This window comes from Bradyrhizobium sp. WBAH42, from assembly GCF_024585265.1.
In the GTDB taxonomy this organism is placed as follows: Bacteria; Pseudomonadota; Alphaproteobacteria; order Rhizobiales; family Xanthobacteraceae; genus Bradyrhizobium.
In genome coordinates this window covers 4390517-4417089 of record NZ_CP036533.1, presented here as the reverse complement: position 1 = coordinate 4417089, position 26573 = coordinate 4390517, and the positions used below count along the sequence as shown (strand labels likewise).

At 63.8% G+C, this 26573-nt stretch carries 27 protein-coding genes; 12 read left to right on the top strand and 15 right to left on the bottom strand.

Going from position 1 to position 26573, the window contains the following annotated elements; translation table 11 throughout:
- Positions 1 to 7 precede the first annotated feature (7 nt).
- Together DCG74_RS20385 and rpiA are read right to left on the bottom strand one after the other, a co-directional pair.
- Positions 8 to 550 (bottom strand): DUF2059 domain-containing protein, encoded by a 543-nt coding sequence (locus DCG74_RS20385; protein WP_172788067.1) that lies wholly within the window; start codon positions 548 to 550, stop codon positions 8 to 10.
- Positions 547 to 1266, bottom strand: coding sequence for a ribose-5-phosphate isomerase RpiA (gene rpiA / locus DCG74_RS20380; protein ID WP_172788066.1), 720 nt, complete (start codon positions 1264 to 1266; stop codon positions 547 to 549). The genes DCG74_RS20385 and rpiA overlap by 4 nt, the downstream gene beginning before the upstream one ends.
- 171 nt (positions 1267 to 1437) lie before the next feature.
- On the opposite strand from rpiA, the gene DCG74_RS20375 reads away from it, so the two are divergent.
- Positions 1438 to 2127 (top strand): HAD family hydrolase, encoded by a 690-nt coding sequence (locus DCG74_RS20375; RefSeq protein ID WP_172788065.1) that lies wholly within the window; start codon positions 1438 to 1440, stop codon positions 2125 to 2127.
- A 32-nt stretch (positions 2128 to 2159) separates the two neighbouring features.
- Here DCG74_RS20375 and DCG74_RS39015 read toward each other — a convergent pair whose 3' ends face one another.
- The gene (locus DCG74_RS39015) at positions 2160 to 2327 is read right to left on the bottom strand and encodes a hypothetical protein (protein WP_172788064.1); all 168 of its coding nucleotides are present in this window, start codon (positions 2325 to 2327) and stop codon (positions 2160 to 2162) included.
- Positions 2328 to 2489: 162 nt separating this feature from the next.
- Here DCG74_RS39015 and moaA point away from each other — a divergent pair, with 162 nt between their 5' ends.
- From moaA to DCG74_RS20350, 4 genes are all read left to right on the top strand, one after another.
- Positions 2490 to 3524, top strand: a complete 1035-nt coding sequence (gene moaA, locus DCG74_RS20365) for a GTP 3',8-cyclase MoaA (RefSeq protein ID WP_172788063.1) — start codon at positions 2490 to 2492, stop codon at positions 3522 to 3524.
- A gap of 296 nt (positions 3525 to 3820) precedes the next feature.
- Positions 3821 to 4360 (top strand): TRAP transporter small permease subunit, encoded by a 540-nt coding sequence (locus DCG74_RS20360; RefSeq protein WP_172788062.1) that lies wholly within the window; start codon positions 3821 to 3823, stop codon positions 4358 to 4360.
- Positions 4357 to 5958, top strand: coding sequence for a TRAP transporter large permease subunit (locus tag DCG74_RS20355; protein ID WP_172788061.1), 1602 nt, complete (start codon positions 4357 to 4359; stop codon positions 5956 to 5958). Before DCG74_RS20360 ends, DCG74_RS20355 begins: the two co-directional genes overlap by 4 nt.
- A 118-nt stretch (positions 5959 to 6076) precedes the next feature.
- Positions 6077 to 7366 (top strand): M20/M25/M40 family metallo-hydrolase, encoded by a 1290-nt coding sequence (locus tag DCG74_RS20350; RefSeq protein WP_172788060.1) that lies wholly within the window; start codon positions 6077 to 6079, stop codon positions 7364 to 7366.
- Positions 7367 to 7500: 134 nt separating this feature from the next.
- Here DCG74_RS20350 and DCG74_RS20345 read toward each other — a convergent pair whose 3' ends face one another.
- The 3 genes from DCG74_RS20345 to DCG74_RS20335 form a co-directional block, all read right to left on the bottom strand.
- Entirely contained in the window at positions 7501 to 8922 is a 1422-nt protein-coding gene (locus DCG74_RS20345) for an ATP-binding protein (RefSeq protein WP_172788059.1), read from the bottom strand.
- Position 8923: 1 nt separating this feature from the next.
- A complete protein-coding gene (locus DCG74_RS20340) occupies positions 8924 to 9598 on the bottom strand; it encodes a response regulator transcription factor (RefSeq protein ID WP_172788058.1) in 675 nt (224 codons plus the stop codon).
- Between the two features lie 178 nt (positions 9599 to 9776).
- Complete coding sequence (locus DCG74_RS20335) at positions 9777 to 10340, bottom strand: MarR family winged helix-turn-helix transcriptional regulator (RefSeq protein ID WP_172788057.1); 564 nt, start codon at positions 10338 to 10340, stop codon at positions 9777 to 9779.
- A gap of 438 nt (positions 10341 to 10778) precedes the next feature.
- Between DCG74_RS20335 and DCG74_RS20330 the strand changes: the two genes are divergently transcribed.
- Positions 10779 to 11015 (top strand): hypothetical protein, encoded by a 237-nt coding sequence (locus DCG74_RS20330; RefSeq protein ID WP_172788056.1) that lies wholly within the window; start codon positions 10779 to 10781, stop codon positions 11013 to 11015.
- 422 nt (positions 11016 to 11437) lie between these two features.
- Here the strand turns inward: DCG74_RS20330 and DCG74_RS20325 are convergent, their stop codons facing one another.
- From DCG74_RS20325 to DCG74_RS20310, 4 genes are all read right to left on the bottom strand, one after another.
- Positions 11438 to 12526 carry a TRAP transporter substrate-binding protein gene (locus DCG74_RS20325; RefSeq protein ID WP_172788055.1) on the bottom strand — a complete coding sequence of 363 codons (1089 nt, stop codon included), beginning with the start codon at positions 12524 to 12526 and terminating at the stop codon, positions 11438 to 11440.
- Between the two features lie 165 nt (positions 12527 to 12691).
- Positions 12692 to 13780, bottom strand: coding sequence for a TRAP transporter substrate-binding protein (locus tag DCG74_RS20320; protein WP_172788054.1), 1089 nt, complete (start codon positions 13778 to 13780; stop codon positions 12692 to 12694).
- Positions 13781 to 13970: 190 nt separating this feature from the next.
- A complete protein-coding gene (locus DCG74_RS20315; protein WP_172788053.1) occupies positions 13971 to 15107 on the bottom strand; it encodes an Mrp/NBP35 family ATP-binding protein in 1137 nt (378 codons plus the stop codon).
- Between the two features lie 53 nt (positions 15108 to 15160).
- Positions 15161 to 15598 (bottom strand): VOC family protein, encoded by a 438-nt coding sequence (locus DCG74_RS20310; RefSeq protein WP_172788052.1) that lies wholly within the window; start codon positions 15596 to 15598, stop codon positions 15161 to 15163.
- Positions 15599 to 15780: 182 nt separating this feature from the next.
- Between DCG74_RS20310 and DCG74_RS20305 the strand changes: the two genes are divergently transcribed.
- The 5 genes from DCG74_RS20305 to DCG74_RS20285 all read left to right on the top strand — a co-directional run bounded on the left by DCG74_RS20305 (position 15781) and on the right by DCG74_RS20285 (position 20518).
- Positions 15781 to 16653, top strand: a complete 873-nt coding sequence (locus tag DCG74_RS20305) for an NAD(P)-dependent oxidoreductase (protein WP_172788051.1) — start codon at positions 15781 to 15783, stop codon at positions 16651 to 16653.
- 22 nt (positions 16654 to 16675) lie between these two features.
- On the top strand, positions 16676 to 17953 hold the full coding sequence (gene nhaD, locus DCG74_RS20300; protein WP_172788050.1) for a sodium:proton antiporter NhaD: 1278 nt from the start codon (positions 16676 to 16678) through the stop codon (positions 17951 to 17953).
- Between the two features lie 138 nt (positions 17954 to 18091).
- Complete coding sequence (locus tag DCG74_RS20295; protein WP_172788049.1) at positions 18092 to 19687, top strand: HAMP domain-containing sensor histidine kinase; 1596 nt, start codon at positions 18092 to 18094, stop codon at positions 19685 to 19687.
- 44 nt (positions 19688 to 19731) lie between these two features.
- Positions 19732 to 19935, top strand: coding sequence for a DUF1289 domain-containing protein (locus DCG74_RS20290; protein WP_172788048.1), 204 nt, complete (start codon positions 19732 to 19734; stop codon positions 19933 to 19935).
- Positions 19936 to 19963: 28 nt separating this feature from the next.
- On the top strand, positions 19964 to 20518 hold the full coding sequence (locus tag DCG74_RS20285; protein WP_172788047.1) for a TIGR02281 family clan AA aspartic protease: 555 nt from the start codon (positions 19964 to 19966) through the stop codon (positions 20516 to 20518).
- 5 nt (positions 20519 to 20523) lie between these two features.
- On the opposite strand, the gene dusA is transcribed toward DCG74_RS20285, so the two are convergent.
- From dusA to DCG74_RS20260, 5 genes are all read right to left on the bottom strand, one after another.
- On the bottom strand, positions 20524 to 21516 hold the full coding sequence (gene dusA, locus DCG74_RS20280) for a tRNA dihydrouridine(20/20a) synthase DusA (RefSeq protein WP_172788046.1): 993 nt from the start codon (positions 21514 to 21516) through the stop codon (positions 20524 to 20526).
- A gap of 885 nt (positions 21517 to 22401) precedes the next feature.
- Positions 22402 to 22734 (bottom strand): putative quinol monooxygenase, encoded by a 333-nt coding sequence (locus DCG74_RS20275; RefSeq protein ID WP_246708949.1) that lies wholly within the window; start codon positions 22732 to 22734, stop codon positions 22402 to 22404.
- Positions 22735 to 22920: 186 nt separating this feature from the next.
- Entirely contained in the window at positions 22921 to 23316 is a 396-nt protein-coding gene (locus tag DCG74_RS20270; RefSeq protein ID WP_257187590.1) for a cupin domain-containing protein, read from the bottom strand.
- 115 nt (positions 23317 to 23431) lie between these two features.
- Positions 23432 to 24211, bottom strand: a complete 780-nt coding sequence (locus DCG74_RS20265) for a carboxymuconolactone decarboxylase family protein (RefSeq protein WP_172788045.1) — start codon at positions 24209 to 24211, stop codon at positions 23432 to 23434.
- Positions 24208 to 25416 carry an arabinose transporter gene (locus tag DCG74_RS20260; protein ID WP_172788044.1) on the bottom strand — a complete coding sequence of 403 codons (1209 nt, stop codon included), beginning with the start codon at positions 25414 to 25416 and terminating at the stop codon, positions 24208 to 24210. The genes DCG74_RS20265 and DCG74_RS20260 overlap by 4 nt, the downstream gene beginning before the upstream one ends.
- Before the next feature lie 221 nt (positions 25417 to 25637).
- Here DCG74_RS20260 and DCG74_RS20255 point away from each other — a divergent pair, with 221 nt between their 5' ends.
- A complete protein-coding gene (locus tag DCG74_RS20255; RefSeq protein WP_172788043.1) occupies positions 25638 to 26537 on the top strand; it encodes a LysR family transcriptional regulator in 900 nt (299 codons plus the stop codon).
- Positions 26538 to 26573 lie beyond the last annotated feature (36 nt).

The following is a 26573-nucleotide window of genomic DNA, read 5'->3' as shown; positions in this document are numbered from 1 at the left end:
GGTGCGCTCAGATCTCCTTGCCACGCTTGCGCATCTCGGCACGGAAGGCACCCATCACGGTTTCCGAGAAGCTCTGGGCCCAGCTGTTCATGAACGCCATGCTCTGCCCGATCGCGCGCGGCTCGGCATCGATCAGCTTCTTGCCCAACGGCGACTTGTAGAAAGTGACGAGGTCCTTCAGCTCCTGCTCGGTGAACTCGCTGGCATAGATCTGCGCCATGCCTTCGCCGATCTCGTTCTGGCGGCCGTTGAGCTGCTGGGCCACGATCGGGGCCACCTCGTTGAGGTCTTTCTGGTAATTCAGGTTCTGCTGGATCAGCGCACCCTTGGTCTTCTCGACCATGCCCGGCACGGCGCCCGCATACATTCCGGCGGCGTTCTTGATCTGCAAGATCTCCTTGGCCGCCGCAATCGCCGCGGGCGAGGCCTTTGGCTGGGCCGGCGCCGCGGGAGCCTTCTGGCCCGCCTGCTGGGCCACGGCCGGGGCGGCCGAAACGGCCAATCCCGCAGCGAGAGCCGCAGCCGGCAAGAATTTCAACACGCTCTTCATTCCTGGTCTCCTTTCGGCTTGCGCCGTTCAATCACGCGAATTCCGTCGCCGCCCGCCAGGACGGCCGAGCTGGCCAAGCCGATGAACAGCCCGTGCTCGACCACGCCGGGAATGGCGCTCAACGCCTTGGCGAGACCGGGGGGATCCGCAATACGTCCGAGCTGGGCATCGACGATCCAGTGGCCGCCATCGGTGACGAAAACGTGGCCGTCCTTGGCCTTGCGGACCGCCATTTGCCCGGAAACGCCGCATTCGGCAAATGCCTTTTCGATCGCGCGGCGCGTCGCACCGAGCCCGAACGGGATGACCTCGACCGGCAGCGGAAACTTGCCGAGCGTCGGCACCCATTTGCTGTCGTCGGCAATCACGATCATGCGATCCGAGGCGGCCGCCACGATCTTCTCGCGCAAGAGCGCACCGCCGCCGCCCTTGATCAGATTGAGCTCGGCATCGATCTCGTCGGCGCCGTCGATCGTGAGGTCGAGATGGTCGATCTCATCCAGCGTCGTCAGCTTCACGCCGCAGCGTTCCGCATCGGCGCGCGTCGCCTCGGAGGTCGGCACGCCGATCACCTTGAGCCCGGCGGCGACGCGCTCGCCGAGCAGCTCGACGAAATGCTTGGCGGTCGAGCCGGTGCCGAGCCCGAGCTGCATGCCGTCGCGCACCTCCTCCAGCGCACGCGCCGCAGCCTGCCGCTTCAACTGGTCCATGTTCACGTGTGCGCCTGCCTTGTGAAGTCTCGAAGGTGCGGCCGATTCCGGCCGCTTTCGGCGGCCTATGTAGCCTCGTTTTTTCCCGGAGAACAGGGTCTGGGAACAGGACTATAAGGTGATCTTATGGGCCCGCCCCTTGCGCGGATATGACCGGGCCGGTAGCGCTTGGGAATCATGACCTCCTTCAAGACGACTTCCCCGCACACCATCGTCTTCGATCTCGACGGCACGCTGGTGGATACGGCGCCCGACCTGATCACCGCCCTGAACTACGTGCTCGACCGCGAAGGCCTGCCGCCGGTGCCGATGGCCTCGGCCCGCAACATGATCGGCGCCGGCGCCCGCAAGCTGATCGAGCGAGGGCTGGAAGCGGAGGGCCGCACCGTCACGCCCGCGGACATGGACCGGATGACCGCCGATTTCATCGCCTATTACGCCGACCATATCGCGGTGGAATCCCGCCCCTTCGAGGGGCTCGAGGCCGCGCTCGACCAGTTTTCGGCAGAAGGCCATCGCCTGGCGGTCTGCACCAACAAGCTGGAATGGCTGTCGAAGCGCCTGCTCGACCAGCTCGACCTCAGCCGCCGCTTCGCGGCGATCTGCGGCGCAGATACGTTTGGCGTCCAGAAGCCCGATCCGACCATTTTTCGCGAGACCGTGGCCCGGGCCGGCGGCGAGGTGAAGGCCAGCATCATGGTCGGCGATGCCGGAACCGATGTCGGCGTCGCCCGGCGCGCCGGCGTGCCCGTGATCGGGGTCAGCTTCGGCTACACCGACGTGCCGATCGCCGAGCTGAAGCCCGACCGGCTGATCCATCACATGCGCGACCTGCCGGCGGCCGCAATCAGCCTGATGAGCGCTTAACCCACCGCAAGCCGCTGATTTATTTGATATATTCACAGGATCACCGTCGCTTTCGCGCTTCCCAAGTACCAGCCGACCAGCGTGCCGGTGAACGTGATCAAGAATCCCGGCGGTTTCACCACGCCCGCCTCGATCACCACCGATCCGAACCCGGTGTTTGCGGAACTCCAGCCGGCCGCGCCCGCCGCGGCGCCGGCCAATGCTGCACCCGCACCGAGCTCCCCTTCCCCGATCTGAATGGAGGCAAGTGCTGAGTTACGTATACCAACCGATTGTCCTAGCCGCGTCCGATGCTTAGATTGCTTCGACCGCACCTTTGAAGCAAAGGTGTGCCCGTCGCCGTAAGGGACAAGGCATTTGCTATGAACGGACTTCCTGCGAGCCCCCGCGCCGCGCTGTCGAGCGCGATGACCGATCCGTTCGGGCGGACCATCACTTACTTGCGCGTCTCCGTCACCGACCGCTGCGACCTGCGCTGCTTTTACTGCATGTCGGAAGACATGACGTTCCTGCCCAAGGCCGATCTCCTGACGCTCGAGGAACTCGATCGGCTTTGCACGGCCTTCATCGCAAAGGGCGTGAAGAAGCTGCGCCTCACCGGCGGCGAGCCCTTGGTCCGCCGCAACGTCATGACGCTGGTCCGCTCGCTGTCGCGGCACCTGTCGAGCGGCGCGTTGAACGAGCTGACGCTGACCACCAACGGCACCCAGCTTGCGAAGCACGCGCAGGAACTCGCCGATTGCGGCGTCCGCCGCATCAACGTCTCGCTCGACACGCTCGATCCGCAGAAGTTTCGCGAGATCACCCGCTGGGGCGAGATCGACAAGGTGCTGGAAGGCATCGAGGCCGCGCGCGCCGCGGGGCTTGCCGTCAAGATCAACGCCGTCGCGCTGAAGAACCTCAACGAGGACGAACTGCCCGAACTGATGCGCTGGGCCCACGGCAAGGGCATGGGCCTGACGCTGATCGAGGTGATGCCCATGGGCGAGATCGGCTCGGGCCGGATCGACCAATACCTGCCGCTGTCGCTGGTACGCGCCCGCCTCGCCCAGCAATTCACGCTGACGGATCTGGCCGAGAGCACCGGCGGACCGGCGCGCTATGTCAGCGTCGCCGAGACCGGCGGCAAGCTCGGCTTCATCACGCCGATGACCCACAATTTTTGCGAATCCTGCAACCGGGTGCGCATCACCTGCACGGGAACGCTGCACACCTGCCTCGGCCACGAGGATGCCTCGGACTTGCGCAAACCTCTGCGTGCATCCGGCGACGACCTGTTGCTTGCGGATGCGATCGACCGCGCCATCGGGCTGAAGCCCAAGGGTCATGATTTCATCATCGACCGCCGCCACGACCGCCCCAGCGTCTCCAGGCACATGAGCGTGACGGGCGGCTGAAAGCGTGCCCCGCGCCTCGCCAACCTAAGCTTTTGACGGCGCGTCAATTTGTCCATTTTCCGATTGACGGCACGCCAAGCCGCTGGTTTGGTGCGACCGCCTTTGCTTGCCCGGCAACATAAGCCGGCCCGCCCGTCGGCGGTCGCGGTCAAGACGGCAAGGCGCGAGGGGAGGACTGACGCTGCAATCGCTTCGGAATATGATCCGTGCGGTCGTGTGCTTTTTCTGCATGCGAGCCGAGCGATGCATGTTGAAGCCTGCCGTGAAGTATTAGGCCGCGACGGAGAGAGAGTAAGATGCGTCCATTGCTGGCGCTGAGTAACGCCATCGACACCCTCAACGAGAAAATTGGGTACGTCTGTAACCTGCTTGTGCTCCTGGCATGCCTGGTCAGCGCGGCCAACGCCATGATCCGCTACGCCTTCAACGACTCCTCGAACGGCTGGCTGGAGCTGCAATGGTACATGTTCGCCATTCTCGTGATGTTCGGCTCGGCCTACACCTTCAAGCGCAATGAGCATGTGCGGGTCGAGATCTTCTATCTGACCCTGTCCGAGCGCGGCCAGCTCTGGCTCGACATGATCGGCACCCTGTTCTTTCTCATTCCCTCCTGTCTGCTGCTTGCCTATCTGTCCTGGCCGTTCTTCATGCAGGCCTATAGCGTCGGCGAGATGTCGGCCAATGCCGGCGGCCTCATCCGCTGGCCGATCAAGTTCGTGATCCCCGCCGGCTTCGTGATGCTGGCGATCCAGGGTGTTTCCGAGGTCATCAAGCGTATCGCGGCTCTCCAGGGCTATGTGACGATCGACGCCAAGTACGAGAGGCCGACCCAATGATTACGCTGGAGATGATGCCGCCGCTGATGTTCGGCGGCCTGGTTCTGGCGATGCTGATCGGCTTCCCCGTGGCATTCACGCTCGCCGCGGTCGGTCTCTCCTTCGGCTTCCTCGCCATCCACCTCGGCTTCTTCGACCTCAACTTCCTCCAGGCCATTCCCGGCCGCGTGTTCGGCAGCGTGCTCTCCAACGAGCTCCTGCTCGCGATCCCGTTCTTCACGTTCATGGGCGCCATATTGGAGAGATGCGGCCTCGCCGAGGATATGCTGGATTCGATGGGCCAGTTGTTCGGCCCGGTCCGCGGCGGCCTCGGCTATTCCGTGATCATCGTCGGCTTCATCCTCGGCGCCATCACCGGCACGGTGGCGGCGCAGGTGATCGCCATGGCGCTGATCTCGATGCCGGTGATGATCCGCTACGGCTATAACATGCGCTACATCACCGGCGTGTTGGCGGCGTCCGGCACCATCACGCAGCTGGTGCCGCCCTCGCTGGTGCTGATCGTGCTGGCCGACCAGCTCGGCAAGTCGGTCGGCGACATGTATCTCGGCGCCTGGGGCCCCTCGGTGTTTCAGATCGTTCTGTTCGCCGGCTACACCTTCGTACTCGGCCTGATCAAGCCGAGCCATGTGCCGGCGGTGCCGCTGGAGGCGCGCACGCTGACCGGCTGGGCGCTGTGGAAGAAGTGCCTGATGGGCATCATCCCCTCGGCCGTGCTGATCTTCGTCGTGCTCGGCACCATGATGATGGGTCTGGCGACGCCGACGGAAGCCGGCGCGATGGGCGCCGTCGGCGCCATCGTGCTCGCCGCGATCCACCACAAGGACTTCTCCTCGACCGACAACAAGATCTTGATCATCGGCGTGATCGCGGCCGGCATCGGCACCATCGTCGCGATCCTGTTCAGCGAGAATCTGATCTTCAAGATCGCCTTCGCGCTGACCTATCTGGCAATCGTGTGGATCTGCATTCGGGCCGCGCGCATCCCCGACCTGCGCGACCTGATCACGCAGGGCTACCAGTCCACCATGCGCCTCACCTGCATGGTCACCTTCATCCTGATCGGGTCGACCTGCTTCTCGGTGGTATTTCTCGGCGTCTCCGGCGGCGTCTGGCTCGAGCATCTCCTGACCTCGCTGCCCGGCGGCGTCTGGGGCTTCCTGATCTTCATCAATCTCTTCATCTTCTTCCTGGCGTTCTTCCTCGACTTCTTCGAGATCGCCTTCATCATCCTGCCGATGATCGCGCCGATCGCGCAGAAGATCCTCGCGCCGGTGGTGGGACCGGACGCCGCCCTGATCTGGTTCGGCGTGATGATCTGCGTCAACATGCAGACCTCGTTCCTGCATCCGCCGTTCGGCTTCGCGCTTTTCTACCTGCGCGGGGTCGCGCCGAAGGAAGTGAAGAGCTCCGACATCTACTGGGGCGCCGTGCCCTGGATCGGCTTGCAAATGATCATGGTGCTGCTGGTGATCATCTTCCCGTCCGTGGTGACGGGACTGCTCGACAAGCCGCTCAACGTCGATCTCGACAAGGTCAAGATCGAGGTGCCGCAGATCGAGCTGCCTCCGCTGGATCTCGGCCCGCCGCAGAAGTAGCGGGAACGAGGCTCGCCGTCATGCTCCGCTGAAGCGGCGCATGACACGCCTCGGCGCGTGACAAGCACCGGAATCGGAGGCATACCGGGCCATCCCCACCCTCCATGGATGGCCGCGCATGCCCCGATCGCACCCTGTTCCCTCGCTCGTCGCTCCGTTGCTCGCTTCACTCTGGCTGGCAGGTGCCGCAACGATGGTGCACGCCGAGCCGGTCGCCGACGTCCAGATGCTGGCGCAAAAGGAGCAGCAGCCGCTGCTCGACACGCTGCGCGATCTCGTCAATATCGAATCCGGCAGCAAGGACCTCGAAGGCCTGAACCAGATCGCCGAGCGCGTTGCCGGTCAGCTCAAGCAGCTCGGCGGCACGGTGGAGATCCTGCAACCCACCGACATCTATCGCCTCGACGACACCCCTGAGAAGATCGGACCGGCCGTCCACGCCGTGTTCAAGGGCACGGGGACCAGGAAGATCATGCTGATTGCCCACATGGACACGGTGTACCTGAAGGGCATGCTGAAGGACCAGCCGTTCCGCCTCGACGGCGACAAGGCTTACGGCCTCGGCATCGCCGACGACAAGCAGGGCGTCGCGCTCATTCTCCATACCGTGGCGTTGCTGCAGAAGCTGAACTTCAGGGATTACGGCACGCTCACGGTGCTCACGAACGGCGACGAGGAGATCTCCTCGCCCGGCTGGCGCAGCACCATCACCAAGCTCGCATCGGACCAGGACGTGGTGTTCTCGTTCGAAGGCGGCGGCACCGACGGCACGCTGCGCCTCGCCACCAGCGGCATCGGCTCGGCCTATCTCAGTGTGCAGGGCAAGTCGTCACATGCCGGCGCACGGCCGGAGGGCGGCGTGAATGCGCTGTACGAGCTCTCGCACCAGGTGCTGCAGATGAAGGACCTGTCCAAGCCCGAGCAGGGCCTGAAGCTGAACTGGACGGTGTCCAAGTCCGGCACCAACCGCAACGTGATCCCTGCCGAGGCCACCGCCCAGGCCGACGCACGCGCGCTCAAGGTGTCCGACTTCGACGAGCTGCAAAAGGCGCTGCAGGACAAGATCAAGAATCGCCTGCTGCCCGATTCCAGGGTCGACCTGAAATTCGAGGTGCGCCGCCCGCCGCTCGAAGCCAGCGAGGCCTCTCGCCGCGTGGCGGCCCATGGCAAGACGATCTATGGGGAGATCGGACTATCCCTCAAGGTCGACGAGAAGGCGACCGGCGGCGGCACCGACGCGGCTTTTGCCGCGCTGCAGTCCAAAGGCGCCGTGGTGGAAGGCATGGGCCTGTCGGGCTTCGGCGCGCACTCGAACGATGCCGAATATGTGCAGGTCAACAGCATCGTGCCGCGGCTCTATCTGGCGACGCGCATGATCATGGACCTGTCCACGGGCAAGCTGAAATAGCGGCTGCGCTTCTTTCCTTCTCCCCCTTGTGGGAGAAGGTGGCGCGAACGCAGTTCGCGCCGGATGAGGGGTCTCTCTCCGCGCATTCAATCGAGAGTGAGACTCGCGGAGAGAACCCCTCACCCGTTTCGCCGCTAACGCGGCGCGCCACCCTCTCCCACAAGGGGAGAGGGTGCAGCGTCACTGCCGCGCCAGTTCTTCTCAACAGGCTTTGGCGCATCCGCCAGCCGAAACCGCAGCGTGAACTCTGCACCGCCGCCGGGGAGGTTCTCCACCGCGACCGTGGCGGCGTGATCATCGGCCACGGCGCGCACGATCGAGAGGCCCAGTCCCGCGCCGTCGCTGCGCCGGCGATCGGCGCGCCAGAAGCGCTGGAAGATCAGATCGCGCTCAGCCTCCGCGACGCCGGGACCGCAATCGCGCACGTGCACCGAGCCGTCCTCGCCCACCTCGACGTCGACCGCGGTGTCCGTTGCGGTGAACTTGATGGCGTTTTCGGCGAGGTTGAAAACCGCGCGCTGCAGCATCTCCGAATTGCCGTGGATCAGCACCGGCGCATGAGTGCCCTTCAGCGCGATGTCCTTGCGTTGCGCGATCGCGAACGGGGCGATCGAGCCGACCACCTCGGCACAGACGGCGCGCAAATCCGCGGTCTCCCCGGGATCGAGCACCAGGGTGTCGAGCTCGGCGATCTCCAGCAGCTGGGCGACGATCCGGCTCATGGCCTCGATGTCGGCATGCAGCGCCTGCCGTTCGGCACCGTCGCCGAGCGTCTCGATCCGCGTGCGCAGGATCGCGAGCGGCGTGCGCAATTGATGCGCGGCATCCGCCGTGAATTGCCGCTGCACGCGAAAGCCGCCCTCGAGGCGGTCGAGCGCCTGGTTCACGGCGGTGACGAGCGGCACGATCTCGCGCGGAATCCGCGCCGTCGGCAGCCGGATGTCGGTGCGCGCCGGGCCGATATTGCTGGCCTCCTGCGACGCCTTCCACAGCGGCGCGATGGCGCGGCGGAAGATGATGATGTCGGTGGCAAGCAGGACCAGGAGGATGGGAATGGTGATCCACCCGACCCGCCGGAAGAAGTTCGAGACGATGTCGTCGATGATGACGTCGCGGTGCGCGAGGTCCTCGGCAACCTGGATGCGCACCGTCTTGCCGGCAATATCCCGGCTGACGCCCGCGCCCGAGATGGTCTCGGAAAAACGTGGCGCCGCCGCCGCGGCGGTGCGCCGGTGCGAGGAGAACAGCAACCGGCCGTCGGAATCGCGAATGTCGAACTGATAGCGGCCGTAAGCGTCCGAATAGAGCCCCTTGAGGCTATCGGGCAGGTTGAAGGTCAACGTGCCATCCGGCTGCGCGACGATGCGCTCCGCCAGCACCTCGGCTTGCGCGCGCATGGCATCGCGATGCAGCTGGTCGATCTCGGAGTTGAGCAGCCAGAACAACACCAGCGGCAGGAAGATCGCGACCACCGCGACCGCGACGATGTGCAGGAACACGATGCGCGAGATCAGCGATTTGAACGTCAGCGATCCGGCACGGCCCGCGGCGGGCACGCTATTTCTCCTCGGTCATGAGATAGCCGACGCCACGGATGGTGTGGATCACGACCTTGGCGCCGTGCTCGGCCAGCTGCTTGCGCAGCCGCGACACATAGACCTCGATCGCGTTGGAGGCGACTTCGCCTTCGAGACCGAAGATGTGGTCCTCGACGTTCTTCTTCGGTACCACCCGCCCCTGCCGGCGCAGCAGGATCTCGAGCACCGAGGTCTCGCGCGCGGAGATGATCCGCGGCTGGTCGTCGACGAAGATCTGACGGCTCTCGGTGTCGTAGACGAGGTTGGCGAGACTGAGCGAACGGCCGAGCAACTGGCCGGGACGGCGCAGGATGGCCTCCAGTCGCGCCACCAGCTCCTCCATCGCGAACGGCTTTACGAGATAGTCGTCGGCACCGCTACGCAGGCCGCTGACACGGTCCTGCACCCCGCCGCGCGCGGTCAGCACCAGCACCGGCAGCGGCTCCATCTTGAGGCGCAGCTCGCGCAGCACCGACAGGCCGTCACCGTCGGGCAGGCCGAGGTCGAGGATCATCGCAGCATAGCTCACGCTGCTCACCGCCTCGCGCGCCTCGGCTGCGCTGCCCACGATGTCGCTCTCATAGCCGGCCGTCGCCAGCCCGCCGGCAACGAGCCGCGACAGCTCGGCATTGTCCTCGACGATCAGAAGGCGCATCCTAGTCCCGACGAATACCCAAGGTCACCGCACAGCATCTTCGCTCTCTTCCACCATTCCGGCCACCTCGGCCAGCGAAAAGTGCCCGACCAGGCTGGCCGCCTGTCAGGTTCGTGTAAGACAATCAACGCCGGGGCAATCCATCCTGCCTGACAGGCACCGTGAGCACCTGAGCTTTCTAGCTCCGCCCCTCGAAATAGGTGCACAGCAAGGTCGTCTCCTTCTCCCTGATGGGTTTTCGAAAGAGCCGGCACTTGAAGCTACGCTCCTTCCCCGCTTCGCTCTCGATCAGGAACACGCATTGGCCGCAAACGTCGGCACGGTGACGGCGCTTGCCAGCATCGAGCCCATCCAGAACGTGGCGAAGCGTATCGCGCAACCGCGATCGATCGGGGAGTTCGAGGGACACGAGTTGATCCCGCAGGGCGTTGATGGGGTCACGCTCCAGGAACCTCTCCCCTTCACCTGTGATGCACAGCGCAATCGAGCGTTTGTCCTCTGCTGATGGTTTGCGGACCATCAATCCCTTGCTCTGCAGCACGGCGGCGATCTGCGATGCGACGCTGCGGGTCGTGCCAAGGAAGCTCGCAAGAGCAGTCGGCGTCCGCGAAAACCTGTTTGCGCGGGCGAGAAACCGCAACGCCATCCATTCCCGATCGCTCAGACCCGATAAAGTCTCTTCAAAGAGCCAGGTGTCGGCCGATTGTATCAGCAGTTGTACGATTTCAATTGCCAGTCTCATTGAGAGATCCCACGGGAAACGGCCGCCCTGGCACCTCGATCAACGATCGAACGCCGCCGTGTTCGGTGAAAGGTGCATTCCCGTCGGGACTGGTTGAATCCGGTATACCGTACCGTGAAGCCGGAGGTTCGAAACACACCGCAAGCGACTTCAGCCCGATTGCCAGATTCCGATAGCCTGATCGTTCCGTAAAAGGAACACCGAAAAACTACCTACCACGCTTACCTAGAGATGCTGGGCGCAAAGTCTCCAGCGTTCGAGAACATGAGTAGCCGTGTCGGGGCTGAAGACCCGAGGCTGAAGAGGCTTTCCGCGACGATTTCATGGGCAATTGTGACGCGCCCGCCTCTTGTCAGCTTCGTGTAAGTCGATCAGATGTGTTCTGGTGATTTGGGCGAAACCAGCAGAATTCAGCCTCAGGGCGAAAGGATGAGCTTCATGAGCAAACCGTTGAAAACGGAGAGCGAGCTGATTGCAATGGCCAAAGCCGAGTTGAAAGTTCACGCCGACTGTCCGGACGCAATGACGATTTCCATCATTCGCGATGGCAGCTCCTGGGAGTTTCGAGCCAGCGCAGATCAGGCCACGGCGGATCGGCCGGGTTATCCGGAATGTGTGGCCATGCTGGTTCAGATCGGCGATCATCTCAGCAAGCAGTACGACGTCAAGGGTTAGATCCCCGTCACGCTTCGCGCATGCGCGTGTCGGCTTCACAACGTGCGTTCAAGCACCATCGTCGGACCGGCTGCGAACGCACCCGATGGAGAGGATGACGAGGATTGCGCCGAACATGAAAGGACTCCTGGAGCGGCCTAAGATGTGATGGGTCGGCAGCTCATCGGGATCGAATCTCATTTGATCCCGTGGACCCGCACCGTCGCAATTCGGATTTTGCGATTATAAGTTCCTACCATTGTTTTGCCCGACGCATCAAGCCCAAAATCTCGCGCTGAGCCGCCAAGCCATTGATAAACCTGTCCCCGTCTACTGTGCATGGGGTTGTTTTGCAGGTTTTTGTTTGGACGCCCTTCGGAGGCCTGCAACGGCAGCGCCCCGGAGCCATCGCTCCGGGGCGCTGCATGCGACGGACAGCGTGATCAGCTCTGCGACCGCCGCGCCATGAAGATGTCGTAGCCGACCTCGGCCACCTGGAACCAGGCGTAGCCGTCGCTCGTGAACTTGGCGAGCGAGTCGTGCACCTTCTTGAAGTTGGCGTTGGTCGCGCCGACTTCGGCGTGCAGCTCCTTGGCAGCCTTGTAGCAGGCATCCATGATCGCCGGCGAGAAGGCGTGCAGCTTGGTGCCGCCCGCCAGCAGCTTTCTCAGCGCCAGCGGATTGGCGTTGTCGTAGCGCGCCATCATGTAGTTGTTGGCGTAGTGGCCGGCCTGCTCCAGCACGCTCTGATAATATTTCGGCAGCGCGTTCCATTTTTCGAGGTTGACGAAGGCCATCAGCATCGGTCCGCCTTCCCACCAGCCGGGATAATAATAGTGCGGCGCGATCTTGTAGAAGCCGAGCTTCTCGTCGTCATAGGGGCCGACCCATTCGGCGGCGTCGATCGTGCCCTTCTCCAGCGCCGGATAGATATCGCCGCCGGCGAGCTGCTGCGGCACCACGCCGAGCTTCTGGAGCACGCGGCCGGTGAAGCCGCCGATGCGGAATTTCATGCCCTTGAGATCCTCGGGCGTGTTGACCTCCTTCCTGAACCACCCGCCCATCTGGCAGCCGGTATTGCCCGCGAGCAGCGAGATGACGTTGTAGCTCTTGTAGAACTCGTTGAGCACATCGCGGCCGCCGCCCTGCATGTACCAGGCCTGGTTGATGCGCATGTTGGGACCGAACGGCACGGCCGAGCCGAAGGTGAAGGTCGGGTCCTTGCCGAAGTAATAGTACGACGCGGTGTGGCCTATCTCGCATGTGCCGTTCTGCACGGCATCGAGCACCTGGAGGCCCGGCACGATTTCGCCGGCCGCGAAGATCTGGATCTGGAATTTGTTGTCGGTCGCCTCCGCGACCATCTTGCACATCATGTCGGCGCCGCCAAACAAGGTATCGAGCGATTTCGGCCAGCTCGTCGGCATGCGCCATTTGATTTCCGGCATCGACTGCGCGATCGCGGGAGCCGCGAGCGTGGCGGCGCCGGCCGCACCAAGTCCTGTGACCTTGATGAAGTCTCTTCTCTTCATGATTTCCTGCCCTGATGGATCTGATTGTGGAGCCTTCTTTCCGAGGCTTGCCGACAGAATGGAACATCACGGGACCGAATGCCATCTCGATCGCACTGCGGCAAAGAAAAAGCCCGGCCTCGCGAGCGAGGCCGGGCCATCCGGTCTTGGGACCTAAGCCGTAGATCAGCCGCGGGTGCGCGAGCGGATCATGAAGCTGTCGTAGGTGTATTCGGCAACCTGCCACCACAGATATTCGTCGGAGCGGTAGGCCTGCATGGCGTCGATCGACTTCTTGAAGTCGGCGTTCTTGCCGGAGACCTCGGCCCACAATTCGTTGGTGGCCTTGAGGCAGGCTTCCAGCACCTCGTTGGTGAACGGACGGAGTTGGGTGCCGCCCGCGACCAGGCGCTTCAGCGCCGCCGGGTTCTGCATGTCGTAGCGCGCGGCCATCCAGCTGTTGGCGTTGGCCGTCGCGTTGGTGAGGATCGCCTGGTAGTTCTTCGGCAGCGCATTGAACTTTTCCAGGTTGGCGAAGGCGTGGACGGTCGGACCGCCTTCCCAGAAGCCCGGATAGTAATAGTACTTGGCGACCTTGGCGAAGCCGAGCTTCTCGTCATCGTAGGGGCCGACCCACTCGGCCGCGTCGATGGTGCCCTTTTCCAGCGCGGGATAAATGTCGCCGCCCGCGAGCTGCTGCGGCACGACGCCGACCTTCTGCAGCACCTGGCCGGCGATGCCGCCGATGCGCATCTTGAGGCCGGAGAGGTCGGCAACGGTCTTGATCTCCTTGCGGAACCAACCGCCCATCTGGGTGCCGGTGTTGCCGCAGGGGAAGCCGATCACGTTCGACTTCTTGAAGAACTCGTTGGCGAGCTCGTTGCCGCCGCCCTGGTAGAGCCACGAATTCTGCTGGCGCGCATTGAGGCCGAACGGCACCGAGGCGAAGATCGCGAAGGTCGGGTCCTTGCCGACGTAATAGTACGAGACGGTGTGGCACATCTCGACCGTGCCGTTCGAGGTCGCATCGAGGGCCTGGAGGCCCGGGACGATTTCGCCGGCCGCGAACACCTGGATCTGGAATTTGTTGTCGGTCATCTCGGCGACGTACTTCGCCACCTGCTCGGCGCCGCCATAGATGGTGTCGAGCGACTTCGGGAAGCTCGACGTCAGGCGCCACTTCACCTCGGGTGAGGACTGTGCGATCGCCGGCGAGGCCACCGCGGTCGCCGCCGCGCCTGCTGCCGATACTTTGAGAAAATCACGACGCTTCATCTTCAGGTCTCTCCTTGCTGGGGCGTTTCCCCTTGGCTTCTCTTATGCCGCCGCGCATTCTGGCGACGCGTTGAGGTCGCGTCGAACCGAAGGGGCTTGACTGCCGTGGGCCTTTAACACGGCCAGCCCGGTTTCGGAACGCGACAATGGCATGACGGGGCTCTACAAAAGTCGCATGCCCCCGGACCGGTCAGGCCGCGGCAATGACGCCCTTGAGCTGGTCCCGGACTTGGCCCGCGATGGCGCGGTAGATCGCCGCATGAGGGCCGTCCGGCTCGCTGTCGACGACGGGATTGCCGGCGTCCGAAGTGGCGCGAATCGCCATGTGCAGGGGGATCTCGCCCAGGAATGGCACGGCGAGCTTCTCGGCCTCATGTCGGGCGCCGCCATGACCGAAAATGTCTGATCGCGTGCCGCAATGCGGACATTGGAAGTAGCTCATGTTCTCCACAATCCCGAGCACGGGCACGTTGACCTTCTTGAACATGGCCAGTCCCCGCCGCGCGTCGATCAGGGACAGATCCTGCGGGGTCGAGACGATCACGGCGCCCTTGAGCGGCACGTTCTGCGCCAGCGTGAGCTGGGCATCGCCGGTGCCCGGCGGCATGTCGACGACCAGCACGTCGAGCTTGCCCCATTCGACGTCGCGCAGCATCTGCGTCACCGCCGACATCACCATCGGGCCGCGCCAGATCATCGCGGTTTCCTCCTCGACCAGGAAGCCGATCGACATGATGGCAAGGCCGAAACGCCGAAGCGGAATCATCTTGCGCGCCTCGTTCAGCTCCGGCTTGTCGCGCAGGCCCGTCAGGCGCGGCACCGAGGGGCCGTAGATGTCGGCATCGAGCAGCCCGACCTTGAGGCCGAGGTCGCGCAGGCCGAGCGCCAGATTGAGCGCGGTGGTCGACTTGCCCACCCCGCCCTTGCCGGAGGCGACCGCGATCACGGCGGCAACGCCGGGAATTTCCGATTGCCGCGCCATCGGCGACCCACCGCCCTGCGGCGGCTTGTGGGCATGGGCCGGCTGCACGCCGGGCGTGCCGCGGCTCGGCTGCGGGGGTGGCGGCGGCGCGGAGCCCGGCTTGCGCTCCGCGGTCAGTGCCACCATGACGGTGGTGACGCCGGGAATGCTGCGCACGGCAGCTTCCGCTTCGGCCCGGACGGATTCCCAGGCTCTTGCCTCGGCGGCGTCGACATTGATCGAGAAGAACACCTTGCCGTCGGAGGCGCTGATCGCGCTCAGCACATTGGCATGGGGAAGCGCGACCCCGCGGGGCGACTGGACCCTGGCGAGGCTGTCGAGAACCTGTTGCTGCGTCACGCTCAAAGCGCATCTCCTGGAGTTGAGGATGCCCCATTAGAGCGGAAACGCCCAAAAGGCTACTGCCTGCCGATATCGTCAGCCCTTTCGGCAGGCGCCGCCCCCTGCTCCCGGGCGGCCTCGTAGTTCAGCTCGATCATGACCCCGTTGGGGTCGTGGACGAAGATCTGCCAGAGATCGCCGCCGGGCACCTGGCGGGACTCGAACTTCATCCCCTTTGACGCCAGCCGCTGTTTCATGCCGTCAAAGCCGCGGCTGGCGAAGGCGACATGGTGGACAACGCCGGAATCCGGCTTTTGTGGCTCGGCGGTCGGAGAAATGTCGACGAGGTGCACCACCGGCCTGCCCTCGCTGTACATCCAGGCGCCCGGGAAGGCGAAATTCGGCCGTGCGCCTTTTTCGAGGCCCAGCACGTCTTCGTAGAAGCGGACGGTCTCGGCCAGATTCCGGGTCCGGATGTTGAAATGATCGAGGATGCCCACGCTCACGCCGCCCATGCTCTCGCTCCCTTGTTTTGAAGTCCTTGGGGCCGCCAGCCTAGCACAGCAGGCCGCCAAACGAAGCCGTTGCCCTCTGGCCTCAAGGGTTTATGGTGCGCCTCCGATCCGCCCCGCCGCGGAACCCAGGCATCCCTCGCCTGGCAAGAACCGTAAACCCAAACTACGGACAAGGTACCACAATGGCTAAAGTCGCTTTCCTCGGTCTTGGCGTGATGGGCTTCCCCATGGCCGGACACCTCGTGAAAAAAGGGGGCCATGAGGTCACCGTCTACAACCGGACCGCGGCCAAGGCGAAGGAATGGGCGGACAAGTTCGGCGGCAAGACCGCACCGACGCCGAAGGCCGCCGCCGAGGGGCAGGATTTCGTGATGTGCTGCGTCGGCAACGACAACGATCTGCGCGCGGTCACAATCGGCCCCGACGGCGCGTTCGCCGGCATGAGGAAGGGTGCGACCTTCGTCGACCACACCACGGCCTCTGCCGAGGTCGCACGTGAGCTGGATGCGGCTGCCACCAAGGCCGGCTTCAAATTCGTCGACGCCCCCGTCTCCGGCGGCCAGGCCGGCGCCGAGAACGGTGTTCTGACGGTGATGTGCGGCGGCGCGGAGGATGCCTATTCCGGCGCCGAGCCGATCATCACGGGCGCCTATGCCCGGATGTGCAAGCTGCTCGGCCCCGCCGGAAGCGGTCAGCTGACCAAGATGGTCAACCAGATCTGCATCGCCGGTCTGGTGCAGGGTCTCTCCGAGGGCATCCATTTCGCCAAGAAGAGCGGCCTCGACGTCGCCGCCGTGATCGAGACCATCTCGAAAGGGGCTGCCCAGTCCTGGCAGATGGAAAATCGCTACAAGACGATGAACGAGGACAAGTACGATTTCGGCTTCGCCGTCGAATGGATGCGCAAGGACCTCTCGATCTCGCTGGCAGAAGCCCGCCGCAACGGCGCCAGCCTGCCCGTCACGGCGCTGGTCGATCAGTTCTATGCCGAGGTCGAGAAGATGGGCGGCAAGCGCTGGGATACGTCGAGCCTGCTCGCACGCCTTAATCGCTGATAGCTGACCACCTGAAACGACCTTGCTGATCGCGATCGCCGCCATCTTCGTCCTCGCCTATGCGGCGATCGCGCTCGAGCACCCGCTTCGCGTCAACAAGAGCGCTACGGCGCTGCTCGGCGCGGGGCTGCTGTGGACCATCTACGCGGTCGCAACCGGCGACCACGCGCTGGTCGGCCGCCAGCTCGACGAGTCCGTCGGCTCCACCGCGCAGATCGTCTTCTTCTTGATCTGCGCCATGACTATCGTCGAGGTGATCGACGCTCATGACGGCTTCGAGGTCATCACCTCTCTGATCCGCACCACGAGCCAGGTCACGCTGATCTGGCTGATCGGCTTCGTGACGTTCTTCCTCAGCGCGATTCTGGATAATCTGACGACCACGATCGTCATGATCTCGCTGATCCAGAAGCTGATCGCCCGCCGCGACGACCGTCTGCTGTTCGCCTCCCTCATCGTCATTGCCGCCAATGCCGGCGGCGCCTGGACCGTGATCGGCGACGTCACCACGACCATGTTGTGGATCGGCGGGCAGATCTCGCCGGTCAAGATCATGAGCGCGGTGTTCCTGCCCTCGCTGCTCAATCTGCTGGTGCCGCTCGTCTTCATCAGCTTCTCGCTCAGGGGCAAGAGCATCGCATCGCCGCCGAAAGATAACGGACTGCTCGCCGTCGGCCGGTTCGAGCGCAACCTGATGTTCTATCTCGGCCTCGGCACACTGATCGCGGTGCCGGCGTTCAAGGCGGTCACGCATCTGGCGCCCTTCATGGGCATCCTGTTTGGACTCGGCGTGCTCTGGCTGGTCGGCGAAATCGTGCATCGCCACAAGGAGGAACACGTGCGCAAGCCTCTTACGCTGGTGCACGCGCTGACTCGGATCGATATGAGCTCGGTCGTGTTCTTCGTCGGCATCCTGCTCGCGGTCGCCTGCCTCGAGCATGCCGGCCTGCTGTCGATGCTTGCGCGCTGGCTGGACACCGCGATCGGCCGCGAGGACGTGATCGTCGTCTTGCTCGGCCTGCTCAGCGCCGTCATCGACAACGTGCCGCTGGTCGCCGCGACCATGGGCATGTACGACCTCGCGCATTATCCCCCCGACAGCTTCATCTGGGAGTTCATCGCCTATTGCGCCGGCACCGGCGGCTCGATCCTGATCATCGGCTCCGCCGCAGGCGTTGCCGCAATGGGACTCGAGAAGATCGAGTTCTTCTGGTACGCCCGCCGCATCGCAGGCCCCGCACTCGTGGGCTATCTGACGGGAGCGATGGTCTACATCGCGCAGTACGCGGCGCTGCATTGAGCGGCACCGGCGGGATCCAAATTAACGCCGGGTTAACGTAATTCTTTAGCTCCTTAAGTCAGCTCTTAAGGATTTCTTGCCAGAGATAGACAATGCAGAAAGCCCGCGTCCGGCGCGGGCAGGAATCCGTGTTGCTTGATGAGTAACCCCGCTGAAAAGCCTGAGGTCGTGCAGCTTCCGGCCGAGCCGGTGAGCGTGCCATCGGCGAGCAGCCGAAGGGCTGCGGCGCAGCGGGTGCGCGAGGCGCGCGACAAGTTAACGTCGACCAGTGGAACCCGGCCGGCGTTCGACGCCGAGATGCTGCGGCAATACGCCCAGACCCGGCTGTCTGCCTCCTATGTCGTGATGCTGCTGGTGGTGGCGACCGGCGTACTGTTCGGGCTGTGGATGCAACCGATCCCGGCCGCGGCCTGGACCGCCGGCATGCTCTGCATCCATAGCGCCATGATCCGCAGTTGCCGGCGCTTCCTGACCGAGCCGGCCTCGCCGGCCGCGACGCGCGCATGGCGGACGCGCTTCGTCGTGCTCGACCTGCTCTATGGTCTGTGCTGGATGGCGATCCTGATCCATCCCGTGCTCGACATGGTCACGGAAACGCTGATGATGTTCCTGATGCTGCTGGTGATCGCAGTATCGAGCATGCTCGCGGCCAATCTGCCGATCGCAGCCCTTGCTGCCACGGCGCCGGTCGCGGTGGCGATGGCGCTGAGCTTCGTCACGACCGGCTCGCTGGACAATTACATCCTGGCAGCGCTGGCCCTCGCCGCCGAAGGCTATTTCGTCCTGCTGGCGCATCGCCTGCACTCCTCCACCTTCGCCACGCTGGAAGCGCGCGCGGAGAAGGACGCGCTGATCGGCGAGCTGGAGCAGGCCAAGGCAATCTCGGACGAAGCGCGCCACCGCGCCGAAGCCGCCAACGTCGCCAAGTCGCGCTTCCTCGCGCAGATGAGCCACGAGCTGCGGACACCGCTGAACGCCATCCTCGGCTTCTCCGAGGTGATGAAGAGCGAGATTTTCGGCGCGCATGCCGTGCCGGTCTACAAGGAATATTCCGCCGACATCCATAATTCCGGCGTGCACCTGCTCAACCTCATCAACGAGATCCTCGATCTGTCGCGGATCGAGGCCGGCCGCTACGAGCTCAACGAAGAAGCGGTGTCCCTGATCGGCATCGTCGCCGACTGCCATCATCTGATGAAGCTGCGTGCCTCGAGCCGCGGCATCACCATCCACGAAGTGTTCGAGCAGGCCATGCCGCGGCTCTGGGCCGACGAGCGCGCGATCCGCCAGGTCGTGCTCAACCTGCTCTCCAACTCGATCAAGTTCACCCCGCAAGGCGGCGAGATCTGGCTCAAGGCCGGCTGGACCGCCTCCGGCGGACAATATCTCTCGGTGAGGGATTCCGGTTCCGGCATCCCTGAGGACGAGATCCCGGTCGTGCTCGCCTCGTTCGGCCAGGGTTCCAATTCGATCAAGTCGGCCGAACAGGGCGCCGGCCTCGGCCTGCCGATCGCCAAGAACCTGATTGACCTGCACGGCGGCACGTTCACGCTGAAATCGAAGCTGCGCATCGGCACCGAGGTGATCGTCACGTTCCCGCCGGAGCGCGTGATGAGTGCGCTTGCGCCGCTCTCGGACGATTCTCCGCCGCTCCAGCCGGAGAGCTCCGTTGTGCCGGACGAGAAGCGCCGGCCGCGCCACAAGCCGATCATGAGTGCTGGCACAGGCTCTTAACGAGATGCTTGCAGACATGCCCGACCATCCCTCACTATGTCCGTATGAGCAAAGAAACGCCGTGCGTCGCCGTCTGCATGATGGATCCCAAGACCAAGCTGTGCTTCGGCTGCGGCCGCACCTTGCCCGAGATCGCGCGCTGGCACGCCATGGAAAGCGCAGACCGGCTCGCGATCATGGCCCTCTTGCCGGAGCGCATGACGGAAGCTGGACTGGTGCCGGTCGCGGGATCTCCAAAACACATCTGATCCGCCTGCGTGCCCTTGGAGGCGCGCGATGATCCGCTTCCTGCTCGTCCTGATCATGCTCGCCGGCACGGCGGGTGCCGTCGTCGCCTATGGTGATCCCGACCAGATCGCGCGCGCCGGCCACAAGGTATCGCACATTTTTCGCGCACAAGCCGCCTCCCCGGCCCCAGCCGTGCAGATCCCGCGCGGCCAGGGCGGCGAATTCACGCTGCGTGCGAAGATCAACGGCGTCACTGCACCGATGGTGATCGATACCGGAGCGACGTCGGTGGTGCTGACATGGGAAACCGCAAAGGCGATCGGGCTGCCGCTCGAGATGCTTGAATATGACGTCGACCTCGAGACCGCGGGCGGCCACACCAAGGCGGCCCGGCTCACGCTCGACCGTCTCTCCGTCGGCAAGCTGGTCGAGAAGTCGGTGCCGGCCCTCGTCGTGCAGCGCGGCCAGATGAAGACCAATCTGCTCGGCATGAGCTTCCTCGACCGCCTGGAAAGCTGGGGCGTACGCGCCGACACGTTGATGCTGACCGGCTATCCGGAGCTGCAGGGCAACCACCGTCGCGCGCGTGCGGCGGTCGACTAGCTGACTTACGCCGCCTCGGCCGGCGCGCGGACACCAACACGCATGATCGCTTCGCGCAGCACGTCGAGACCTGCCCCCGGCTTCACACCCTGCTCGGCCAGATGTCGGCGGAAGGCGCGCGCCCCGGGCACCGCGTGGAAGGCGCCGACGAAATGTCGCGTGATGGCGTGCAGCCGGGTGCCGTGCGCGAGTTGCTCCTCGATGTAGGGCATCATCGCCTCGAGCGCGTCCTGCATGGTCGCGTGCGGCGCCGGCCTGCCGAAGATCTCGGCATCGACCGCGAGCAGCCGCCACGGCTCCTGATAGGCGGCGCGGCCGAGCATCACGCCGTCGACATGGGCAAGATGCGCCTTTGCCTCGTCGATGCTGCGAACGCCGCCGTTGATGATGACGGGCACATCGGGCATCGCGCGCTTGAGCCGGTAGACGCGATCATAGTCGAGCGGCGGGATATCGCGGTTCTCCTTCGGCGACAGGCCGTTGAGCCAGGCCTTGCGGGCGTGCACGATCAACGCATCGCAGCCTGCGGCGACCACCGCACGCGCCAGCGCATCGAGCGCGACCTCCGGATCCTGATCGTCGATGCCGATGCGACACTTCACCGTGACGGGAACGGCGACCACGCGCTTCATGGCGTCAACGCACCTCGCCACCAGCTCCGGCTCAGCCATGAGGCAGGCGCCGAAACGGCCATCCTTCACACGATCCGACGGGCAGCCGACATTGAGATTGATCTCGTCATAACCGAAGTCCTCGCCGATACGTGCCGCCAGCGCGAGCTCGCGCGGATCCGACCCGCCAAGCTGAAGCGCCACGGGGTGCTCGACCGCGTCGAACCCAAGCAGCCGTTCCCGGTCGCCATGAATGATCGCGCCGGTCGTCAGCATCTCCGTGTAGAGCAATCCCCGCCGCGTCAGGTGACGGTGGAACACCCGGCAGTGCCGGTCAGTCCAATCCATCATCGGAGCCACAGAAAAGCGATAGTCTTGCGATTTCAATGATTTACCTTATGTTCTCAATGGGATGAACCCGGAACATGTGCACTCCAAACTAGTCGAAATTGCACACGTTTGTACCTGTTTTGACCTCTCAGTGCACACGTAGCGCACACGAATTGGGGAGTGCACACGGCCGTGGCCAGCTTCACTCAATTGCCTTCCGGGAACTGGCGCGTCCAGGTCCGCCGCAAGAACCGTTACGTGTCAGAGACCTTCCGCCGGCGCAAGGACGGCGAAGACTGGGCGCTCGACATGGAGCGCAATATCGACCGCAGTGGATCGCCGAAGCCCCGCGCCGCGGTCCAAGCCAAAACCTTCGGCGACATCATCGATCTGCACATCGAGGACATGCAGGAGGTCGGCCGCCCTCCCCGCCGCTCCAAGGCCGCAGTGTTAGAGGCACTAAAGGAAGCCTTGGGGACAGTAAAATTGCCCAAGCTCAATCGCGAGCGGCTTATCGAATTTGGCCGCCAGCGCGCGAAGGAAGGTGCCGGTCCAGCTACGTTGGCAATCGACTTCTCCTTTATCAGAACCGTCGCTACGCACGCTTCAGCCGTTCACGGCATTGAAATCTCGGCCGAAGAGGTTCGATTAGCGCGATACGCGATGAAGCATTTAGGCCTTGTGGGCAACTCGGAAGAGCGGGACCGACGCCCAACCGAAGATGAGCTCGGCGAGCTTATCGAGTACTTTGAGACCAATCCTCGACAGGTCATTCCGATGGGTCGGATCGTTCGGTATGCGGTCGCGACAACGATGCGACAGGAGGAAATATGCCGTCCAGATTGGCCGGACGTAGATCTGAAAACGCGGGTACTCATCATCCGCGACCGCAAGGATCCGCGAGCTAAAGACGGCAACGATCAGAAAGTGCCGCTACTCAACCTAACGGGCTTCGATGCGTGGGAGATTTTGCTCCAACAGCGCATCATCACGAGAGGTTGGGGTCGCGTATTTCCGTACATAGGCCTCTCCATCCCGATAGATCTCGAACACCTTCACCTTACTGGGATCGTCCTTGTCAGAAACCGCATAAAGCGTCAGGACGCCGGGCTCGACCCGGACGGCCATCTCGATGTGTTCCTTGACCGCGGTCCTGTAGGCGTCGATTTGCGAAGGATCGATTTCGATTTCCGCGACCTGGATATACTGCTCTTGCTTTTCCTGGCCAAGCGCGGGTCCTGCTGCTGCAGAAGCCAGCAGTGAAACACCAATCATCAAGAGCTGCTTCGTGTCCAACCTGTTCTCCCTAGCGGACTTGGTGTTCTGCTCTTTGCTTCCCACGACGGCTGGCCAAACCCTCAGTCCGTAACGATCAGGCGTGAAACAACCAACGATGCGGTCCCCGCGCTCAGTGGGCGGTGAATCCGCCGTCCGCGACGGTCGGTGTCAGGCGGAATCCGATCACTTGCGATATTGCTCGTCGCTGACCTTCTCCATCCAGTCGACGTTCCTGCCTCCGGCGGACTCCTGTATCGCGATGTGGGTCATCGCCGTCGTCGGCGACGCACCGTGCCAATGCTTCAGTCCCGGCGGAAACCAGACCACGTCCCCTGGACGAACTTCTTCGACCGGCCCGCCCTCGCGTTGTAACCAGCCCAACCCAGCGGTTACGATCAGCGTCTGACCGAGCGGATGCGTGTGCCAGGCGGTGCGGGCGCCGGGTTCGAAGGTGACCTGGCCAGCGCCGACGCGGGCGGGATCCGGCGCCTGAAACAGAGCGTCGACGCGTACATTCCCCGTAAACCAGTCTTCCGATCCTTTTTGGGAAGGACGGGACCCGTTTCTCTTGATTTCGATGTCCATTGGAATCTCCTTGTGCAGCTCGGGCGCAAGTGCCGATGCCGCTGTGGTTTTCATTGATACGGCGACGCCCGCGATCAGCACGACTCGGCGGGAGATCATGCGTCCTCCCTCAGTACCGGCGTTTCTCGATCACATCCTTGACGACAGGTGCCGCAGAGAACGCATTGGGCCAGCCGGCGTAGAAAGCGAGATGGCCGAGCACCTCGCCGGCGTCGTCCTTTGTCAGTCCGTTGTCCATCGCGCGATTCAGGTGATAGGTGATCTGCGCGACCTGACCGGTCGCGATCAGCGCACTGACCGTGACGAGGCTGCGGTCGCGCGGCGCGAGCGCCGGCCTCAGCCAGAGATCGCGAAACAGCGCGTCTGTCGTGTATTGGACGAGGCTCGGGGTGAACTGGCCGAACTGCTCTCCGACCCGCGTGGCCCGCTGCTTCTCTGCCGCTTCGTCCAGGGGGAGCTGCGGCCCCGAGGAGGACGGGAGCTGATCGGCTCCGATGTTGCGGCTCTTGAACACCTCCCGCGCCGCGGGGATCGCATTTATCGCGTTTGCCCAGCCGGTGTAGAAGGCGAGGTGCGTGATGATCTCCGAGATCTCCGACGGCTTCACGCCGTTGTCGAGCGCGAGAGTCAGGTAGCGGGGCAGTTCGATCGTTTGGTCGCGCGCGATCAGCGCGGCAATTGTGACGATGCTGCGGTCTCGCGGAGAAAGGCCCGGCCGCTTCCAGAGATCGCCGATAACGAATTTCTGCGCGTATGCTTCGAGCGCCGGCGCGACGGCGCGGATGTCCTCCGGATTGAACATGGCATTTGCTCCTTTGATAGGCGTCTGAGCGACGGCTGCGTCGGCGAACAGACATAGGTAAAAAAAAGTCGCTGCGAACGTTCTCATTGCGGAGATCCTTCCATGACTGGGGGCTTTGCGATCAGCCGCCACGCGACGAGCGAAGCGCACAACACCGTCGCCGAACTGACCAGAAAAAGGGTGTTGAGTTTCGATCCGGCTGCGATCAATCCGAGGGCGGGGCTTGCGAGCCCCTGGGCGAGATCGAGAAAAGCGGTGTAGGCGCCCATGGCAAGACCGCGGCTCTGTGCGGGAACGCAGCGGACGGCTTCGACTCCGAAGCCGGGATAGACCAGCGAGAAGCCGAAGCCGGTGAGCGCGGCGCCCGCGAGCGCCATCTCGGGGCTCACCGCCAGCCAGATCAGCGCCTGGCCGCTGGCTTCGATGCCCACGCAAACGACAGCAACCCTCGCGCCGCCGATCCTGTCGGGGAGATGGCTGAAGAACACTCGCGCCAGAATGAAGGCAAGCGCATAGGCGGTGTAGGCCATCCACCCGTTTGCCCACCCTTTGGTCGCAAACAGCAGGGCGACGAACGTCGTCACCGCGCCGAAACCAACGCTACCGAGTGCTGAGCCGAGACCCGGTACCCAGACGGCCCCGATCACTTCGACGAACGAAGCGCGCGCGTGCTTCACCGGCGCGATCGCCGGAAGCAGAGCGACGAGCGGCAGCACAGCGAGCGGCGCCAAGGCAGTACCCAGGGAGATCGCCGTGAAACCGTAGGCCGAATAGAGCGCGGAGCCAGCGGGAGCGCCGAGCGCAAAGGCCGCGAACATGGCCGACCCGATCCAGGCGATCACCTTGCCGGTGTTGCTGGAACGAACGAGGGCCAGTCCCCAGCTCACGGCGGCCGTGATGATGAAGCTCTCCGCCCCGCCAAGCAGCGCGCGTCCCGCAAGCAGGATCACGACCGAAATTAGCGGAGATCCTCTGAGGACGAACGAGAGCAGATAAAGCAATCCGGCCACGGTCGCCGCCGACAGGCCGATGACGACCCCGCGCTTTGCACCATGAGCGTCGGAGACGTGTCCGGCCCATGGGCGCGAGATCAAGGATGCGGCGAACTGGCTGCCGGCGACCAAGCCCACCACGAACGTGCCGAGACCCAGTCCGTCGTGCACATGGAGAGGAAGCACGGGCATGGCCATGCCGATGACCAGGAAGCCCACGAACACCACCCCCATGATGGGAAGCAAGGTGACGGTGATGCTCGCAGCCGGAACGGGCTCTTGGACGGTTGTGACCGACATGCCTCAGATCTTCTGCCAAGTCGGCAGCCCCACAGTGGGCTTGCGCCACACGCTGCTTGTTCCCGTGACCGCGACGGGCTTGTGCCTGATTCCGTCTCTCATGAGGTCCTTGGCCTTTTTTCGCTGGCGGTTTGACTGGCCGATTGCTGACCGAACCTAACGTTTTCCCTTCGGCCGATTAGGTGATAGATTTCGAATGCAGTCAGTAGACACGCTTATCAATGACCCGTGACGACGCCAGCGATCTCCTTGCCTTCCTCGCTGTGGCGAGGGAGCGCAGCTTTACCCGTGCCGCAGCCAAGCTCGGCATAACCCAATCGGGGCTCAGCCAGATCATACGGAATCTCGAGGAACGCCTCGGTGTCCGGCTGTTGAACCGGACGACGCGCAGCGTGACCCCAACTCATGCCGGAGAACGGCTGTTCCAAAACATCGGCCCCAAGTTCGTCGAGATGGACGCCGATCTCGCCGCCTTAAGCGAACTGCGCGAGAAGCCCGCCGGCACCGTCCGCCTGACGGCCACCGAATATGCCGCGAGCGCGATCTTGCTCCCGGCGCTTCGCAACATCCTGCCGCAATACCCTGATATTCACGTCGAGATCATTGTCGACTACGGCCTCACCAACATCGTGGCCCAGCAGGTCGATGCCGGGATCCGTCCCGGCGAGCTTGTCGCGAAGGACATGATCGCTGTCCCGGTCAGTCCGGATCTTCGGATGGCTGTCGTTGGCTCGCCATCGTACTTCGCGGAGCGCAAGCGACCCAAAAATCCTCAGGATCTTACCCATCACAACTGTCTCAACCTCCGCCTGCCCACCCATGGAGGCAGTCTCTATGCCTGGGAGTTCGAGAAGGACGGACGCGAACTCAATGTGCGGGTTGAGGGGCAACTTGTGTTCAACAGCGCCGGGCTTCTTCTGGACGCGGCCCTGAGGGGGATGGGCCTGGCGTACCTCACCGAGGGACACGTTCGGCCATACGTCGCGGAGGGCCGGCTCGTTCGCGTGCTGGCGGACTGGTGCCCGCCGTTCTCGGGCTACCACCTTTACTACCCGAGCCGTCGGCAACCCTCGCCCGCGTTCACCCTGCTGGTCGAGGCGCTCAGATATCGCGGCAAGTAGGATTTAACTGCGTCTGGCCGGTGGGTGACCTTCGGT